This is a genomic window from Olleya sp. Hel_I_94 (assembly GCF_007827365.1).
Classification (GTDB): domain Bacteria; phylum Bacteroidota; class Bacteroidia; order Flavobacteriales; family Flavobacteriaceae; genus Olleya.
In genome coordinates this window covers 1225190-1241178 of sequence record NZ_VISI01000002.1, presented here as the reverse complement: position 1 = coordinate 1241178, position 15989 = coordinate 1225190, and the positions used below count along the sequence as shown (strand labels likewise).

Annotated in this window: 15 protein-coding genes; 5 read left to right on the top strand and 10 right to left on the bottom strand. The window is 30.9% G+C overall.

The features are described from left to right. Window positions 1-3 precede the first annotated feature (3 nt). From JM82_RS08785 to JM82_RS08775, 3 genes are all read right to left on the bottom strand, one after another. Window positions 4-3345, bottom strand: a complete 3342-nt coding sequence (locus tag JM82_RS08785) for a T9SS type B sorting domain-containing protein (protein WP_145002419.1) — start codon at window positions 3343-3345, stop codon at window positions 4-6. Between the two features lie 82 nt (window positions 3346-3427). Continuing rightward, the gene (locus JM82_RS08780; protein WP_145002417.1) at window positions 3428-4252 is read right to left on the bottom strand and encodes an ABC transporter permease; all 825 of its coding nucleotides are present in this window, start codon (window positions 4250-4252) and stop codon (window positions 3428-3430) included. Window positions 4253-4271: 19 nt separating this feature from the next. After that, complete coding sequence (locus JM82_RS08775) at window positions 4272-5180, bottom strand: ABC transporter ATP-binding protein (RefSeq protein ID WP_145002415.1); 909 nt, start codon at window positions 5178-5180, stop codon at window positions 4272-4274. Window positions 5181-5263: 83 nt separating this feature from the next. On the opposite strand from JM82_RS08775, the gene JM82_RS08770 reads away from it, so the two are divergent. Next, entirely contained in the window at window positions 5264-6337 is a 1074-nt protein-coding gene (locus JM82_RS08770) for a hypothetical protein (RefSeq protein WP_261375346.1), read from the top strand. Here the strand turns inward: JM82_RS08770 and JM82_RS08765 are convergent. The 5 genes from JM82_RS08765 to JM82_RS08745 are packed head-to-tail and all read right to left on the bottom strand — an operon-like array spanning window position 6334 to window position 10369. Then, entirely contained in the window at window positions 6334-6852 is a 519-nt protein-coding gene (locus tag JM82_RS08765; RefSeq protein WP_145002413.1) for an IS1096 element passenger TnpR family protein, read from the bottom strand. The two genes, JM82_RS08770 and JM82_RS08765, sit on opposite strands and share 4 nt — an antisense overlap. A gap of 39 nt (window positions 6853-6891) precedes the next feature. Continuing rightward, window positions 6892-7908, bottom strand: a complete 1017-nt coding sequence (locus JM82_RS08760; RefSeq protein ID WP_145002411.1) for a COX15/CtaA family protein — start codon at window positions 7906-7908, stop codon at window positions 6892-6894. Window positions 7909-7927: 19 nt separating this feature from the next. Beyond that, on the bottom strand, window positions 7928-8380 hold the full coding sequence (locus JM82_RS08755; RefSeq protein WP_315897453.1) for a GNAT family N-acetyltransferase: 453 nt from the start codon (window positions 8378-8380) through the stop codon (window positions 7928-7930). A 5-nt stretch (window positions 8381-8385) separates the two neighbouring features. Beyond that, window positions 8386-9801, bottom strand: coding sequence for a CCA tRNA nucleotidyltransferase (locus tag JM82_RS08750; protein ID WP_145006708.1), 1416 nt, complete (start codon window positions 9799-9801; stop codon window positions 8386-8388). A gap of 7 nt (window positions 9802-9808) precedes the next feature. Then, complete coding sequence (locus tag JM82_RS08745) at window positions 9809-10369, bottom strand: L-threonylcarbamoyladenylate synthase (protein WP_261375345.1); 561 nt, start codon at window positions 10367-10369, stop codon at window positions 9809-9811. A 43-nt stretch (window positions 10370-10412) separates the two neighbouring features. On the opposite strand from JM82_RS08745, the gene JM82_RS08740 reads away from it, so the two are divergent. Both JM82_RS08740 and JM82_RS08735 read left to right on the top strand, forming a co-directional pair. Next, window positions 10413-11294: a polysaccharide pyruvyl transferase family protein gene (locus JM82_RS08740; protein WP_145002407.1), complete on the top strand. Its 882-nt coding sequence runs from the start codon at window positions 10413-10415 to the stop codon at window positions 11292-11294. Window positions 11295-11336: 42 nt separating this feature from the next. Then, window positions 11337-12518, top strand: coding sequence for a glycosyltransferase (locus tag JM82_RS08735; RefSeq protein WP_261375344.1), 1182 nt, complete (start codon window positions 11337-11339; stop codon window positions 12516-12518). Here JM82_RS08735 and JM82_RS08730 read toward each other — a convergent pair. Continuing rightward, window positions 12508-13398, bottom strand: a complete 891-nt coding sequence (locus tag JM82_RS08730; RefSeq protein ID WP_145002403.1) for a glycosyltransferase family 2 protein — start codon at window positions 13396-13398, stop codon at window positions 12508-12510. The two genes, JM82_RS08735 and JM82_RS08730, sit on opposite strands and share 11 nt — an antisense overlap. 92 nt (window positions 13399-13490) lie before the next feature. Between JM82_RS08730 and JM82_RS08725 the strand changes: the two genes are divergently transcribed. Both JM82_RS08725 and JM82_RS08720 read left to right on the top strand, forming a co-directional pair. Next, window positions 13491-14390 (top strand): hypothetical protein, encoded by a 900-nt coding sequence (locus JM82_RS08725; RefSeq protein ID WP_145002401.1) that lies wholly within the window; start codon window positions 13491-13493, stop codon window positions 14388-14390. Window position 14391: 1 nt separating this feature from the next. Next, the gene (locus JM82_RS08720) at window positions 14392-15189 is read left to right on the top strand and encodes a glycosyltransferase family 2 protein (protein WP_145002399.1); all 798 of its coding nucleotides are present in this window, start codon (window positions 14392-14394) and stop codon (window positions 15187-15189) included. Here JM82_RS08720 and JM82_RS08715 read toward each other — a convergent pair. Next, window positions 15186-15932 carry a glycosyltransferase family 2 protein gene (locus JM82_RS08715; RefSeq protein ID WP_145002397.1) on the bottom strand — a complete coding sequence of 249 codons (747 nt, stop codon included), beginning with the start codon at window positions 15930-15932 and terminating at the stop codon, window positions 15186-15188. The two genes, JM82_RS08720 and JM82_RS08715, sit on opposite strands and share 4 nt — an antisense overlap. Window positions 15933-15989 lie beyond the last annotated feature (57 nt).

Here is a 15989-nt window from a genome sequence, read left to right as displayed (position 1 = left end):
ATTTTATCTTTTTAAAGTAAAATGACTTTTATAAAGTCTACCATCTTGTAGTTTTACAGTAAACCAATAATCATTTGTTGGTACAGGCAGTCCGTTAAACGTACCATCCCAACCTTTACTTGTTGGTGTAAACTCTGTTAACAATTGACCATATCTATTAAAAATTTGAATTAACGAGTTTGGTTGAAACTGAGACGACACACCATATACTTGCCAATAATCATTTTTTCCATCGTTATTTGGTGTAAAGAACAACGGAAATCCAACTACAGAAAATAATTGATTTACAGTACCGCAATTGTTTTTTGTATCCTTGACATTTACGGTATAAATACCTGGTTTTACGTTATTAAAGATATTACTTTCTTGATAACCAGATGATAAATTTTCTGCATTTATTATTTCATAAAGGTAATTACCTTCTCCTGACGCTAAAATTGTTATAATATTATTGTTTAAAGTGCCATCAATTACTTCAATATTATCAATAGTAGCTACGTTAGACGCTTCTACAATAATAGTTTTAGTTTTAGAACAGCCATCAACTGTAGTAGCAGTTACAGTATAAGTTCCAATTGTATTTATGTCTATTGTAGCAGTAGTTTCGCCAGTAGACCAATCATAATAATAGTTATTATTTGTTGGTGTTGATGCACTTAATTGTATTGTTTCAGGAAATTCATTTAAACAATATAAGATGGTTTGATCATCGGATAGTTGAGGTAATGGTTTAACTGTCAAAAATACTTGGTTTATACCGTAACAAGCATTATCGTTTTCTGCTCTAGCATAAATTGTTTGATTATAAGGCGTCGTGTTATTGTATGTAAATGGTAATGCATTTGTTTCTAATAAAGCATCATCATAGGTTTCGTAAAAATTTATGGTTATTCCAGTAGGTAGAAGCGTTAGCATGTCTGCAGAAAAATCATTCAAATTAAAGGTGTTTATACCATCTTCAGATCCTAATTCATCACACACTATTGGTGCATTATAATCCGAAATTTGTGTTACGCTAACTTCTAAAACAACTTCAGTGATTGCTTTGCAACTTGAAGTGGTATTAGTGACAACAGCATAAATTGTTTGCGGATTGGAAGCATTATTATAGGCTTCAGCGTTTAAAGGATTAGTTTCTGTTTCCGCATTAGTCATACTGCTATAAAAAGTGGTACTTGTATTAATTGCGTTATTTGTAATATCAGGAATGGCTTGATTTAAGTTAAAAGTTGTAAAACCATCCGGAACACCATCCTCATCACATTGAAACAAGATTTGGTTATTAGCTTCTGGTACAGGGTTTATATTAATAACAAAACTTGAGGTAGCATAACAGTCGGTATTATTACTGTTTTCTAATCTAACATATATTGTTTCGTTAAAAGGCGTCGTGTTATAATAATTTGTTGGTAATGGATTTGTATTATCATCTGCATCTAACTGCGTGTTATGATAAGAAATATCATAAACAGCAGGACTTAAGGAGTTGTAAACTTGAGCATTATAAGTGGATAAATCTACAGTTGATTGTCCATTTGAGTCATCTCCATCAGTAATATCATCGCAAACTGCCAAATCTACTAGTGTAGCTATGGTAGGCGTATTATAGACTTCTAAATTAAAACTAGTTGTGTCAAAACAATTAGGATTATTAATATTATAAACCCTAGCAAAAATGGTTTCAATAGGATTAGAGTTAGTGTATGGACTTTCTAATTGGTTTTCGTCTAAATCTGCATCCATTTGAGATAAATAATAGTGCACACTATATTGCATTGGATCTTGACCATTTAATATACTGGCATCTTGCAATTGCAAATCAAATGTTGAGGTTGCATCATTATTATCGTCGCAAATAATTAAGTCGCTTGGTTGTGTTGCTAGTGGTATATCGTAATAACTTACTATGGCTTGACCTTCTTTAATCTCGCAGTCACTAGTGCTTGGATCTATAACGACTTCATAATTACCTGCTTCATCAATAAATAACTCATATGGAATAGTTGGAGTTGGGATAGGGACTTCGTCTTTAGTCCAAGTATAAATTGCTCCTGGAATAGCTTCGGCAACTAAAGTATACGTATCTCCAGTACATAAAGGTAATATGACGGTGTTTTGGTCATCTGTTGGAATAATGTCTATTTTTTCTGAAAAGTAAGAGGTTATAAAAGGAGGAAGTCCTTGTCTAGAGGATCGACCCATTAAATCAATTACAGCATGTTGATAGTCTGCTAATTGACCAAGATTGTTAGGGTTGTTAATAACGCTTAAAAAAGGAGTCCCTTGGTTGTATGTCGCACTTAATGATCGGTAAATTCTACCATTTGGTCCAAGTTGTAAAGCGCTTCTGTACATTACTCTTTGGTCTAATACTTCTTCTGTTGCACTAATATTAGTGGCAGTTAAATCATATTGTAATAAAGCACCATATTGTGCACTTGGATTATCAAAATTAGAACCACTAGTTTCGTAATAAGTGGTGACGTATAATATTTGATTGTTGGGAGAAAACTCGACACCATAAGGGTTTTGTGGTTTTCCGCTAGGCGAAATATTAGTAGCTATAGTAATTGAGTTACTAATAATACCAGTTGCAGGATCAAAGTCCAGTAAGCGTAGTCCATCACTAATATTAGCCATAGCAATTTTTGTTCCGTCTGGTGAAAATTTTAAATATCCTCGTCTTTGGTTTACAGTATATGGTAATGTGGAAATTACAGGTGTGGTATTAATGCCTGTTGCGCTGACTTCAAAAGCATAAAAGGTGTTATTGTTAGTATCTGTAGCACCCGAATTTGATAAAGCATCATTACTACCAAAAGCTACTACCCAAATATTTTGTGATTCGCAATCTTTTAAAACAGCACTTAGTTTTTCGCTAGCTTTATGTAATAAAAATTGATTTTTAGCAGTAACATCACCAAAGCCACTATTTAGTGAAATATCAACAATGGAGTAATTAAAACCACTGTCAAGAGTCCCTTCAAAAGAAGTGTCTTGGGTAAAAATATAGTAAATATTTGGGTCACCAGGTTTAGGTACTATTATAGCAGATTGTGTACTGGATTGATTACCAAATAAACCAGTTCCATTCGGCATAATATTATGCTGTCTGTCATATACATTTTCTCCGTTTGTATAAAATAATAAATTACCTGTACTATCAGATATACTTGTACAACCTTCCTCAGTAGATAATTGTCCATCTGTTAAAGCACTAACTTCATTGGTTGAAGTATCAAATGTAATACCTGCATTATTTCCAAAATACCAGTTGGCAGCTTCGTTTTGAGCAGATAATGTACCTGCACATAGTACAGCAAAAATTAATAATATCTTTTTCATTTCTTTTTTCTAGCTAATGCTAGTAAAGATATTATAATTTTATCTTAAATATAAATGTCTGATGTTAAAAACGTTTTATCAATTATAGGTCTCTTTTTTGCAATAGCTTATATGAGCAGTAAATAAAAATTGTAGTCCAAACCGCAACAATACCTATCTCTTGCCAATGTACTGCAAAGTCATAGACTAGATCTACTTTTTCTGGAGACTTCATGGCTACAATACGTCTAAAAGGTTCGTCAATTAATTTCCACATAGATTTTAATGGAAAGTAGTTGTGTATTTTAGTTGCTATATCATCATCATAGTTTTTTAATATAATACCATATATTATCCATTCTACAATAAATAGTATAAACAAGAAGGCTAGTGCAAAAGCAGATCTTTTTATTAACACTGCAGCAAACAGACACAAGCTAAAAAAGCCAATTAGTTTGACAAAATAGGCTAGTAAAAAAATACTTTCGCTAAACATATAGTACGCTTCACTATCGCTATTATAATACAATCCAATTGCTAAGGTTAGCATACCAACAAGCAGTGTGGATATTAATGAAAAAAATAGCAGTGCGTAAAACTTAGACAGGATAAATTCTTTTTTACTTAGACCATCAATTAAATTTTGTTTTATGGTTTTGTTACTATATTCATTACCTATCATGCTTACTACAACTATAGCAAAAAACAGCTTAAACAGTGCAGCAAAAAATGTGGTGATATGCCAGATATACGGAAAATCAAAAATTCCAACGCTACCTAAATCTATGGTAAAAAGCCCAAAGAAATTAATTTTGAACGAGGATAGTAATATGATAAAAAAGGGTAATATAAATGAAAAGAAAATTAAGATTTTGCTAATCCTATTTTCTAAAAGTTTTTGTAATTCTATTTGTAAAAGTCGTAACATGATTGGTTGTTTTGATTGATTAGTTTTGGTCCTCTAAATTGTCAGTAAGTTGAAGGAATTGTTCTTCTAAACTTTCTTTTCTAAGTACTAAGTGTGACAAGGCTATTCCGTTATCAATTAATTCTTTATTAAAAGCCGATGCAGACATTGGTGCATCTAAAAAGGCAGTAATTAGATCATCTGTTACTTTGGTGTTTTTTATATTTTGATGGCTATTTAAATAGGTTACAAGGTGTTCTGGATTATCACATTTTAGTTCAAAAAAACCTTCACTAGATATCATTTGGTCTACAGGTCCTTCATATAATTTATGACCTTTTCTAAGTACAACTACATGAGAGCAAACTTTTTCTACTTCATCTAATAAATGTGAAGCTAATAATATGGTTGTGCCTTGACTTGCAATATCTTTTATAATAGCTCTAATTTGATGTATTCCTTGAGGGTCTAATCCGTTTGTGGGTTCGTCTAAAATTAATATTTCAGGATCGTTTAATAGGGCAGATGCTATAGCTAGACGCTGTTTCATCCCTAACGAGAAGGTTTTAAACTTACTCTCTTTTCTATCTAATAAACCAACTAGTTCAAGTTTTTCGTCAATTTTGTCCTCACTAATCTCCTTAATTTTACAAACTAACTTTAAGTTTTTGTAAGCAGACATGTATGGATAAAAGTTGGGACGCTCAATAATAGCACCTACTTTTTTTAAAGCATTATGCGTGGATGTTTGTCCATCAAACCAACTAAAGCTTCCGCTGGTTTTATTAACTACATTTAAAGTGATACCCAAAGTAGTTGATTTACCACTACCATTAGGTCCTAAAATGCCATAGACATTTCCTTTTTTAATGGTAAAGGATAAATTGTTTACAGCAGTTAAATTGCCATATTTTTTAGTTAGATTACTAATGGTTAAAATTGTTTCCAAGAGGTGTGGTTTTTTGATTGGTTTAAAAGTAAGACGATTGATTGGTAAAAATGTTACAATTTAAAAATTAGTTATAAATTTGAATGACAGAAAAACTTATGAAGGATTTAAAAATTTCCAAGAAAAAACCATCCTACCCAATTAATGATAGATTGAGTAGTTATTTGTCTGATTATAACCGAAACTCTAAAATTACAATACTGTATGATGACCTTTTGCGTTTTCAAGGTTCTGTAACCGTTTATGATAAAGATGATAACGATACGCTGTGGATACGTGTTTACTTTAGTGAATTTGATAGAGTAGAAATTGATTTAAGTCTAAAAAAAGTATACAGTAGACTGCATTCTGATGGTAACGAAACCAGTAATGCCTTTTTAAATATTGACGCTATTGATTATTGTACTTTTGGAAACTCTAAACCTTTTAGAATAAAAATCCGAAATGTTTTAAATGACAACTACACCTATTTTTATGTCAAAAAAGCAGACGCTTCTCGTATTTATGGTCTAGAATTAGAGCATATGTTATCTCCATATCAATTAAATTTTATGGTACATGGTAATACTTTAATCGAAGAGCATATTGCAGGAATCCCTGGAGATGTATTTATTGAAACCATGTTGGATGACTGTTCTGAATCTGAAAAATCCCAAATAGCAAAAGAGTTTGTTAAGTTTAACGAGCGTTGTATGATCAGGCTACTTGGTGATATGCGCTCTTATAATTACGTAGTTGTGCCAACCCATGACTTTGATCATGTGGTGTTTAAAATTAGAGCCATAGATTTTGACCAACAATGTTATGAAGGTAAGTTTAAGGTATACAGACCTCAGTTTTTTAAAGAAAATCTGCGCTTGGTAGAGTTGGTCGTTAGTAAGTTTAAAAAGGAGTCTATCGATCAATATAAAATTGAAGAACGCAGTATCGTGGCTAAGCGTATGATTAGTTATAACGATCGTTTGGAGCGATTGCTAGATTGTATGACACATGATGTTATATCTAATGAAGAAAATATAGCGCTATTAAAAACCAAAATCCATGAATATACCATGGATTTAGAGTTTAAAAAAAGTGAAAATATGGGTGGGATTTTAAGAAATGCTCTGGAGTTTGTAAAACGTAACTATGAAGACGTTAATACAAAAGATTTTTAATTCCAGTTTTCCTCAAAGTCCAAATTATCGTAATCATCGATGTTAAAATCGTCATCAAATTCATCATAATCATCATCATTGCTTTCTGCTTCAAATATTTTGTCAGGAGCTTCAGTAGGAACTTGACCTTGTACATACATTAGGTTTGGATAATCAACACCTTCTGCAACTTCAACAATTTCAGCTAATTCAACAAAAAAGGTCCACATATTCATAAAGTCATAGACGTAAATTAATTTAGTTTGTGCTTCATGGACAGTGTCAGATAGATTAGTTTCATTCATTAATCTAACATCATTTATTCCGTCACTCATGTCAAAAAGGCTAATTTCCTCACCTTGATTCCATTCGTCGTCACTTAAGTAAAACGAAGCGACTTCATTACCATCAAAGCCAAAACATTGCGTAATAACGTTATGTAGGTCTTCTAAAGTGTCGCTTTCGCGAATTTCAAAATCTCTAAAAATATCTTCTTCTGTATCGTTGTCTAGTATTACTCTAAATCTGTAAATCATAATAATAAAATAAGGGTGTAAAGATACTGCTTTTAGGTGTTATTTACTAAAGCGATGTAACGTAAATGTCATTGCGCTAAGTAATAAAAAGGCACCTACTTGATGCGCAACACCTAACCAAACCGGAACTTGTAATATTAAAGTAAAAACGCCTAAAATAAATTGAAAAAATACTAGGTATAATAATACGTTTAATGCTCTGCGTTGGTAATTGGTTTCGATATGTTTTTTTCCTTTAAAATAAATTAATAAAATAAACACAACAACAATATAAGCTAACGTCCTATGTACAAATTGCACACCGCTTTTACCTTCTGTTAAGTTAGCAAATAAACTATCACGCTCAATATATACGCTTTCATGGATAAATTTTCCTTCGCTCATCATTGGCCAATGGTTATGTACCCAACCTGCATCTAATCCAGCAACAAAAGCACCATAAATAATTTGTATTAAAAGGACCAACATCCCTAGTTTTACTAACCTGTTAAATCCTGTATTTACAATTTTATTAAACGGAAACATTAAGTCTAATGCAACCCAAAAAGTAGCCGAAAAGGTTATAAATGCTGTAGTTAAGTGCATAGCTAATCTATAATGGCTAACATCAGGTCTATCCACTAAGCCACTTTTAACCATATACCATCCTAAAAAACCTTGTAATGCACCTAAGCACATTAAACCAATGGATTTTTTAATGGTAGGTTTGGTAAGTTGCTTGGTAATTAAAAAGTATAAAAACGGTAAGAAAAACACCAAACCAATAAAACGTCCAATAACACGATGGATCCATTCCCAAAAATAAATATCCTTAAACTCCTCAATAGTAAAGTGTGTATTTAATTTTTGATATTCAGGATATTGTTTGTACAAATCAAAAGCCTCCTGCCATTCGACATCATTCATTGGCGGAATGGTACCTGAAATAAGTTTGTAATTTGAAATGGATAAGCCAGAATGCGTTAGTCGTGTAATACCACCAACAATAACCATAATAAAAATTAATACACATCCTGTTAACAACCAATAGATGACTTTTTTGTTATCTTTTTTCATTGCCTTTTTCTTTTTTTATTTACAATTCTTTTTTAAAACATAAACTTTCGCTTACACCTTGATATTGTCCGTAATTTTCGGTGATTTGATAATTACATTTTTTATATAAATTAATCGCTTCTATTTGTCTAATTCCTGTTTCTAAAATGCTAAATGTAAAACCTGATGTTTTAGCCCATTGCTCTAATGCTTGCAGTATTTGTGTTGCAACTCCTTGTCCTCTGGCTGTTTCTGTGGTAAACATGCGTTTTATTTCGACTGTATTTTTACTAAATTTTTTAAAGGTACCACAGCCAATAGCAGTGTTGTCTTTATAAGCAATTATAACGTTGTTAATGTTTTGCAATCCATTATATTGGTTGTAAAATGCGTGGTCATCACCATCTGTGATTTTTAAAAAATCGTCTAATTGTTTGACAAGACTTTTAAAGTCGGTATTATCAGAATTGGTTTTACGTAATTCTAACATCATCCAAATTAATTAACGGTTAGTCCTAGTTGTTTTCCTTTTTCCAACATTAGATTAAAAGCTGCTTCATGTTGGTTAGGAATATCACCTTCCAGAATTGCTTCTTTAATGGCTTCTTTAATTATACCAATTTCTTTTGAAGGTTTTAAATTAAATGTCTTCATGATTTCCTCACCTGAAACAGGCGGTTGAAAGTTTCGGACATGATCCTTTTCTTCAACTTCAATAATTTTTTCTCTAACAATCTTAAAATTGTTATGATATTTTTGAAAGCGTTTAGGGTTTTTTGTGGTGATATCAGCCTCGCAAAGCGTCATTAAATCGTCTACAAAATCTCCTGCATCAAAGACTAAACGTCTTACTGCCGAGTCTGTTACTATATCTTGCGCTAAGACTATAGGTCTGGAACTCATAAACACCATTTTTTGGACAAATTTCATTTTGTCATTTAGTGGCATTTTTAAACGTTTAAATAAATGGTATACCATTTTTGAACCTTCAAACTCATGACCATGAAAAGTCCAACCTACTTTTTTACTAAAGCGTTTGGTTGGTGCTTTACCAATGTCGTGTAGTAATGCTGCCCAACGTAGCCAAACATCATCTGTGTTTTTAGCAATGTTGTCAACCACTTCTAATGAGTGGTAAAAATTGTCTTTATGGGTTTGACCTTCGACCTCGTCTATACCTTTTAGATTGGTAAGTTCTGGTAAAATGTGATATAAAAGTTTTGTTTTTTCTAGAAGTAAAAACCCTTTAGAAGGTATAGGACTTTCTAATATTTTATTAAGTTCTACAATTATACGCTCTTTGGTAATTATATCAAGGCGTTTATTGTTTCTTGTAATTGCATTTAAAGATTCGTCTTCTATTATAAAATCTAGTTGCGTTGCAAATCTAATAGCACGCATCATGCGTAATGGATCGTCACTATAGGTAATGTCAGGATTTAAAGGTGTTTTTATAATCTTGTTTTCTAAATCTTGTATGCCATTAAAAGGGTCTAATAAATCTCCAAAGTTAGTTTGTGACAAACTTAAAGCTAAAGCATTTATTGTAAAATCACGACGATTTTGGTCGTCCTGTAACGTTCCGTTTTCTACAACTGGATTGCGACTATCTTCATTGTAGGATTCTTTTCTAGCACCAACAAACTCTATTTCGACATCTTTGTAGCGCAACATTGCTGTGCCATAAGTTTTAAAAACTTGCACTTTAGGCTTATTAGGTAATAGTTGTGCAACAGCTCTGGCTAATTCAATTCCGCTACCAACTGCAACAATATCAATATCTTTAGCATTTCCTCTTTGTAAAAGGTAGTCTCTAACAAAACCACCAATAACATAGCTGTCTAAATTTAAGTTTTTAGAGGCTTCAGAAATAATTTTGAATATCGGATTTTGTAAGGCGTCTTTATAATTCATTGTAAATTTACTCACGAATAATTTTCACCTCTCCTTTATTAGATAATTTGATAATGGTAGAGGGTTTTGCGTTTTTATTTTCGCTTTGCAAATTTACGACATAATCCACACCTTTTAAAATAGCTTCGCTAATTTCTTCAAAGGATTTTGGTGTTGGTTGGCCTGATATATTTGCTGAGGTGGAAACTAATGGTCTACCTAAGTATTTTATTAGTTTTTCGCAAAATTTGTGTTTAACAATACGTATGGCTAAGGTGTTATCTTCTGCTATTAAGTTTTCTGCAACTCCTGCTGGAGCGTCATAAATAACTGTGGTTGGTTGGTCAGCAATATCCAAAATAGTATACGCCATATTTGGGACATTGTCAACGTGTCTTTCTAGCATGCTATAGTTATTAACTAAACAGATTAGTGCTTTACTGTCTTGGCGTTGTTTTAGTTTGTAAATTTTTTGTACTGCATTAGCATTAGTTGCATCACAACCAATACCCCAAACAGTATCAGTTGGATATAATATAATGCCACCTTGTTTTAAGATGGTAACAACTTTTTCTATTTCTGAAGACATATTAGCACTCATTTTTATTATATATTTGAATAAACAAAAATAGATGAATTTAATTTATTATAAATCAGAGAAAGGTAATTTTGGAGATGATTTAAATGTTTGGCTTTGGCCAAAAGTATTTAAACAAGATTTGTTTCAGGATAATAAAGATGTTGCATTTTTTGGTATTGGTTCCATTTTAATTGAAAACTCTGATTTTATAAATAAAGCAGAAACATATAATAAAAAGGTCATTTTTGGAACAGGAGTAAGGTCAATTAATGAGGCTTTTGATTTTGATAATTCGTGGGATGTTAGGTTTGTTCGTGGACCTTATAGTTCCTTTAAACTTACAGGGAAAGCAGATAATTATATAGCTGATGGCGCATACTTTTTAGCGTTGTTACCCGAATATTCAAATTATTTAAAACTACCTAAAAAGCATGATATAGGTTTTGTGCCTTATTTTAAGTCTATAGATAAGGTAAATTGGCAGAAAATATGTGACGCATTGGGTTGGAAATTAATACTACCTACAAATGGTGATGTGGAACAATTTATGAAAGAAATTTCAAGTTGTAATTCCATTATTAGCGAAGCTATGCATGGTTGTATTCTGGCAGATGCACTAAGAGTCCCTTGGAAAAGACTTCGTTTTAATGCTCATTTATTTGAAGGAGAAAAGGTCTCTGAATTTAAATGGAATGATTGGTTATTGTCTATAGGGATTAAAAAAAATGTTTTTATTGAAGCACCAATGCCCAAACGACAAAAATTAAATAAGATTTTTAAATCGGCTTATAAAAAAGAAACGGAAAACTATTTATTAAATAAATTAAAATTACATGATGTAGTAGATTTTAACTTGTCGTCTGAAAAAACAATGGAAGACATGAAGATTAAAATGGAAAAAGAAGTGGATAATTTTATAAATGAATACTTGTAGTAAATGCTTAAAAAGCTTAAAAATCAGTTTAAATTATTTCTGTTGAAAAAGAAACTCAATAAAAATAAAGTTTTTTTTAATGAAAATGATTTTAAATTCTCCGATAAAAACGTATTAATTATAGATGAAATTATTCCTGAATTTAATAAAGATTCTGGGTCAAGACGCTTAACTGAAATTATAAAACTATTACTAAAAAATAAAGTATCAGTATTTTTAGTAGCAGATTTAAAACAATATAAGTACAAAAGTGATTACATTCAAAAATTTAAAGATTTAGGTGTTAATGTATATCAACCAAGTATAGATAGTAAAGGTGATTTAGTTACAATTGAAGGCTTTATTAAGCAGATGGCACCAAAAATGGATGTAGCTTGGCTACATAGACCATTAATTTTTGATAAGTATCAAGCTTTAGTGAAAAAAGCAAATCCAAAGGTTAAGTTAGTGTTTGATATGGTAGATTTTCATTATATCAGATTATTAAGAGAATATGAACTTAATAAAGATGAAGCATTAAAGGCTGAAGCCGAAAAATTTCTTAAAATAGAATTACAAAATTGTAAAAATGCAGATGTTGTTATTGCGATTTCAACGACAGATAAAGTATTACTTAAACAACATTTTAATACAGACGAAAAAGTAGTTTTAATTAGTAACATTCATCAATATATAGATAAGTCTGAAGATTTTAATTCCTTTGAAAACAGAAAAGACTTACTCTTTGTAGGTAGCTTTAGACATGATCCCAATACTGATGCAGTAAAATATTTAAAACAAAATGTTATGCCAATTGTTTGGCAAACACTTCCAGAGGTTACAGTTAATATTATAGGCAGTTATATTACAGACGATATTAAAGACTTAGCCTCAAGCAACTTTAAGCTTTTAGGTTTTGTAGACGATTTAAATGTAGTAATTAATAACTCAAAACTATTTGTTGCTCCTTTACGTTTTGGAGCTGGTATAAAAGGTAAAATTGGACAAAGTTTAGAGCATAGTTTACCCTTAGTTACAACAGATGTTGGAGCAGAGGGTTTTGATTTTGGAAACCAAAAACAAATAATGATTGCCAATAATACTGAAGCAATAGCTCAAAAAGTGATCAATTTATATACTAACAAAGTGCTTTGGGATGAAGCATCTAATAGTTGTAAAACTATTTTAGAACCGTTTTCATTAAAAGTTACTGAAAATCAATTACTGCAAATAATTAACCTTTAGCTCGCATTGAAAACCTTAAAGAGTCTCCACCTTTAAGCGCTATTTTAAACGGTATTAAATGCTTTTTAGGTTTAAAGATACTTTTAATTCCGTATTTTAAAATTAAAATAAAACGTAAAAATTGGTAATACAACGTACTGTAGTTTTTCTTTATTACATAAAGGTATGAGACTGTAAATTCGCGTTTTATAGCAACATTTCCAGAGCTTTTTCCCATGTAATGGATAAATGTAGATTTAGGATAATATTGTGTAATGTAACCTTGTTTTTTTAAGCGTAGGCAAATATCCATTTCTTCATAAAATAAAAATATTTTAGGATCAAATCCACCACATTTTTTATAAGCTTCCGTTTTAAAAAACATAAAAGCACCAGAAACTAAATCAACCGTAAAGGGTTCTGATAAGTCAGAGTTGTATAAATTACTATAATACTTGACTGGTTTTTTTTGATCAAATAAATGGTATTTTAGATCAATAAATTGTCTAAAACTATATTTAAATGGATGTCCATCTTCATTTACTTGTTTTAAACCAATACAGCCTACTTTAGGTTGAGATTGACTGTAATGTAATAACTGTAAAAGCGAGTTTTCAGTCAACTCAGCATCATTGTTTACAAATGCTAAATGGTTACCACTAGCATGTTGGTAACCCAAATCATTTCCGCCTCCAAAGCCTAAATTTTCTTTGCTTTTAATTAAAGTAAAATCAGCAATTTTTAAGTGTGATTCTAACGTTTTAACATCCTCTGGTTTAGATTGGTTATCAACAACAATAATCTCAAAACTAAGGTCTTTAGTAAATTTGTAAATAGAGTCAATACAATTAATGGTATAACCAGAAGAATTAAAGTTTACAATAATTATAGAGACATCCATGTAGTTGATTTTTGGGTAAAAATAAATAAAACCAAGAGATTGACTCACTTAAGTTTTAATATTTATTAGTTTTGTTTAACTAAATATTTATAATGAAAAATATTGTTGTTGGTTTTTTAATGTCTTATGACTACGAGAAATTAAAATTGTCTATTCCTCCAGTTTATGAACAAGCGGATAAAATATATCTAGCTTTAGACCATAAACAACGTACCTGGAAAGGTGAAACTTTTGATGTTGATCCTACTTTTTTTGAATGGCTTTCAAATTTTGATAAGCACAATAAAATTGAAATTTATAAAGACAATTTTTTTGTGCCAGAGCTAAATGCTATCCAAAACGATACCAGAGAACGTCACATGTTGTCCATTAAAATGGGTATTGGTAATTGGTTAGTGCAAGTAGACAGTGACGAGATTTTTATTGACTTCACTCAGTTTGTTAAAACATTACGTCAACACGATCATTTTTTGGATAAGCCTAAGAAAAACCCAGTTCAAATAGCTGGTTTTTTAATTAATATTTATAAGTATTTAGAAGAAGGAATGCTTTACGTTGATGAGCCTACAAAAGTAATGTTGGCGACTAATTACCCAAATTATAAATATGCCAGAAATAGTAAAGAGCGTGTAATATATACCAATAATGTATTGCTACACGAGTGTTTATCCAGAGACGAAGCGTCTTTAAAATTTAAACTTGATAATTGGGGACATTCTCATGAGCTTAACGATCAGTTTTTCCCAAAATGGCAAAAAGCAGATAAAAACAATTACAAAGAATTAAAAAACCTGTTTTATTTAGATCCAGAAATCTGGAAAAGTTTAGGCTATTTTCCAACACATGATTTAAATGAAATTAAAAAATTAGTAGAAAAAGACGAAACTTTGGCACCAACAAAGTCTTTTTTACTGAAGAAAAATTTTGGGCAATGGTTTAAATTTTTAAAGATTTTTAATAAAAGTAAAATCGAATTCGAATCTTATTTTTAGTATGAAGCATTTAAAAACAACCTTATTAATAGCTACTTATAATTGGCCAGAAGCATTAGATTTAGTTTTACAAAGCGCATTAAACCAAAGTCAGTTACCTGATGAAGTTATTATTGCAGATGATGGGTCAACTAATGATACTAAAGTTTTAATTGATAGTTTTAAGACAAAATTTGAAATTCCTTTGATTCATATTTGGCAAAAAGACGAAGGATTTAAAAAAGCCCATATTTTAAACAAAGCAATAGCAAAAGCATCAGGAGATTATATAATCCAGGTAGATGGAGACTGTATTATGCATCCGCATTTTATTAAGGATCATTTACAATTTGTTCAAGAAAACACTTATTTATTTGGATCTAGAGTAAATATCCAAAAAGATTATTTAGATACTTTGTTTAAGACTAAACAAACCTCTTTTTCAGCTTTTTCTAAAGGAATAAAAAAACGTACTCGTGCTTTACATATTCCAATGCTAAGTAAATTATATAAACCAAATGCTGAGTTTTCAAGTAAATTTAGAGGTTGTAATACCTCTTATTTTAAAAAAGATTTTATCGCTGTTAATGGTTATAATGAAAATATAACTGGTTGGGGAAGAGAAGATTCTGAATTAGTCTTAAGAATGCATAATAATGGTTTGCAAGCTAGACGCTTACGTTATAGAGGTATTGTGTTTCATATATATCACAACGAAAAATCTAGAGATAGATTTGAGATTAATGATACTATTGAGCAAAAAACTATTACTCAAAGTATTAAATGGGCAAAAAACGGAGTAGATAAGTATTTACCTTAATCTATATTACGATACATGGTCCATAATTGGATATAGCGTTTAAACACCGAAAATGCATGGACATAACAAATAATAAATCCTTCTTTACCATCTAAAAATCCAAACCTTAAAAAGTATTGGTGCATAAATCTGTACCAAGGTCTAAATAAAAAATGATACAAATTTGGACGTACATTCTTTTTAAATAAAGCTTCTGCTTGTAGTTTACTGTACTGCGTTAATTTTTGATTATAATTATCAAAATCTTTATACGTTTGGTGCTTAACGTGGTGTCTTAATTTACCAATGGTAGCAGTAGTTTGTATAGCTTCATGTACTAATTTACCATTATACTTGCAATGGTTTTTGTTAAATAAACGGACAGCAATATCTGTTTGAAAACCACTATATTTAATACGTTTTCCCATAAAATGGTAATCACGCTTTACGCGGAAAGCTTTAGCTATTGGATTAGACCTAACGGTAGCGACAAGCTCTGTAGCTAATGCTTCAGGCACTACTTCATCTAAATCAAAAAATGTTACCCAATCGTGTTTTGCTAAACTAATTGCATAATTTTTTTGCGAAGAAAAATCGTCAAAAACGCGTTTGACAAACGTGACTTTTGGATGTTGTGCTAATGTTTCGGTTTGGTCAGTACTAAAGGAGTCTACGATAATAATTTCATCTGCAAAAGACATACTATTAATATAGCGTTCTATATTATGTGCTTCGTTATATGTTATTGCTAGAGCAGTTATCATGCAAGAGAAAATCAGATTTTTGCCAAATATAACCATTAGGCTTTATATATTTGTGTG

Bases quoted from the DNA above. Each gene is read 5' to 3' on its own strand.
- JM82_RS08785 (WP_145002419.1), bottom strand. From the start codon at position 3,345: ATGAAAAAGATATTATTAATTTTTGCTGTACTATGTGCAGGTACATTA.
- JM82_RS08780 (WP_145002417.1), bottom strand. From the start codon at position 4,252: ATGTTACGACTTTTACAAATAGAATTACAAAAACTTTTAGAAAATAGG.
- JM82_RS08770 (WP_261375346.1), top strand. From the start codon at position 5,264: ATGACAGAAAAACTTATGAAGGATTTAAAAATTTCCAAGAAAAAACCA.
- JM82_RS08765 (WP_145002413.1), bottom strand. From the start codon at position 6,852: ATGATTTACAGATTTAGAGTAATACTAGACAACGATACAGAAGAAGAT.
- JM82_RS08760 (WP_145002411.1), bottom strand. From the start codon at position 7,908: ATGAAAAAAGATAACAAAAAAGTCATCTATTGGTTGTTAACAGGATGT.
- JM82_RS08755 (WP_315897453.1), bottom strand. From the start codon at position 8,380: ATGATGTTAGAATTACGTAAAACCAATTCTGATAATACCGACTTTAAA.
- JM82_RS08750 (WP_145006708.1), bottom strand. From the start codon at position 9,801: ATGAATTATAAAGACGCCTTACAAAATCCGATATTCAAAATTATTTCT.
- JM82_RS08745 (WP_261375345.1), bottom strand. From the start codon at position 10,369: ATGTCTTCAGAAATAGAAAAAGTTGTTACCATCTTAAAACAAGGTGGC.
- JM82_RS08740 (WP_145002407.1), top strand. From the start codon at position 10,413: ATGAATTTAATTTATTATAAATCAGAGAAAGGTAATTTTGGAGATGAT.
- JM82_RS08730 (WP_145002403.1), bottom strand. From the start codon at position 13,398: ATGGATGTCTCTATAATTATTGTAAACTTTAATTCTTCTGGTTATACC.
- JM82_RS08725 (WP_145002401.1), top strand. From the start codon at position 13,491: ATGAAAAATATTGTTGTTGGTTTTTTAATGTCTTATGACTACGAGAAA.
- JM82_RS08720 (WP_145002399.1), top strand. From the start codon at position 14,392: ATGAAGCATTTAAAAACAACCTTATTAATAGCTACTTATAATTGGCCA.
- JM82_RS08715 (WP_145002397.1), bottom strand. From the start codon at position 15,932: ATGATAACTGCTCTAGCAATAACATATAACGAAGCACATAATATAGAA.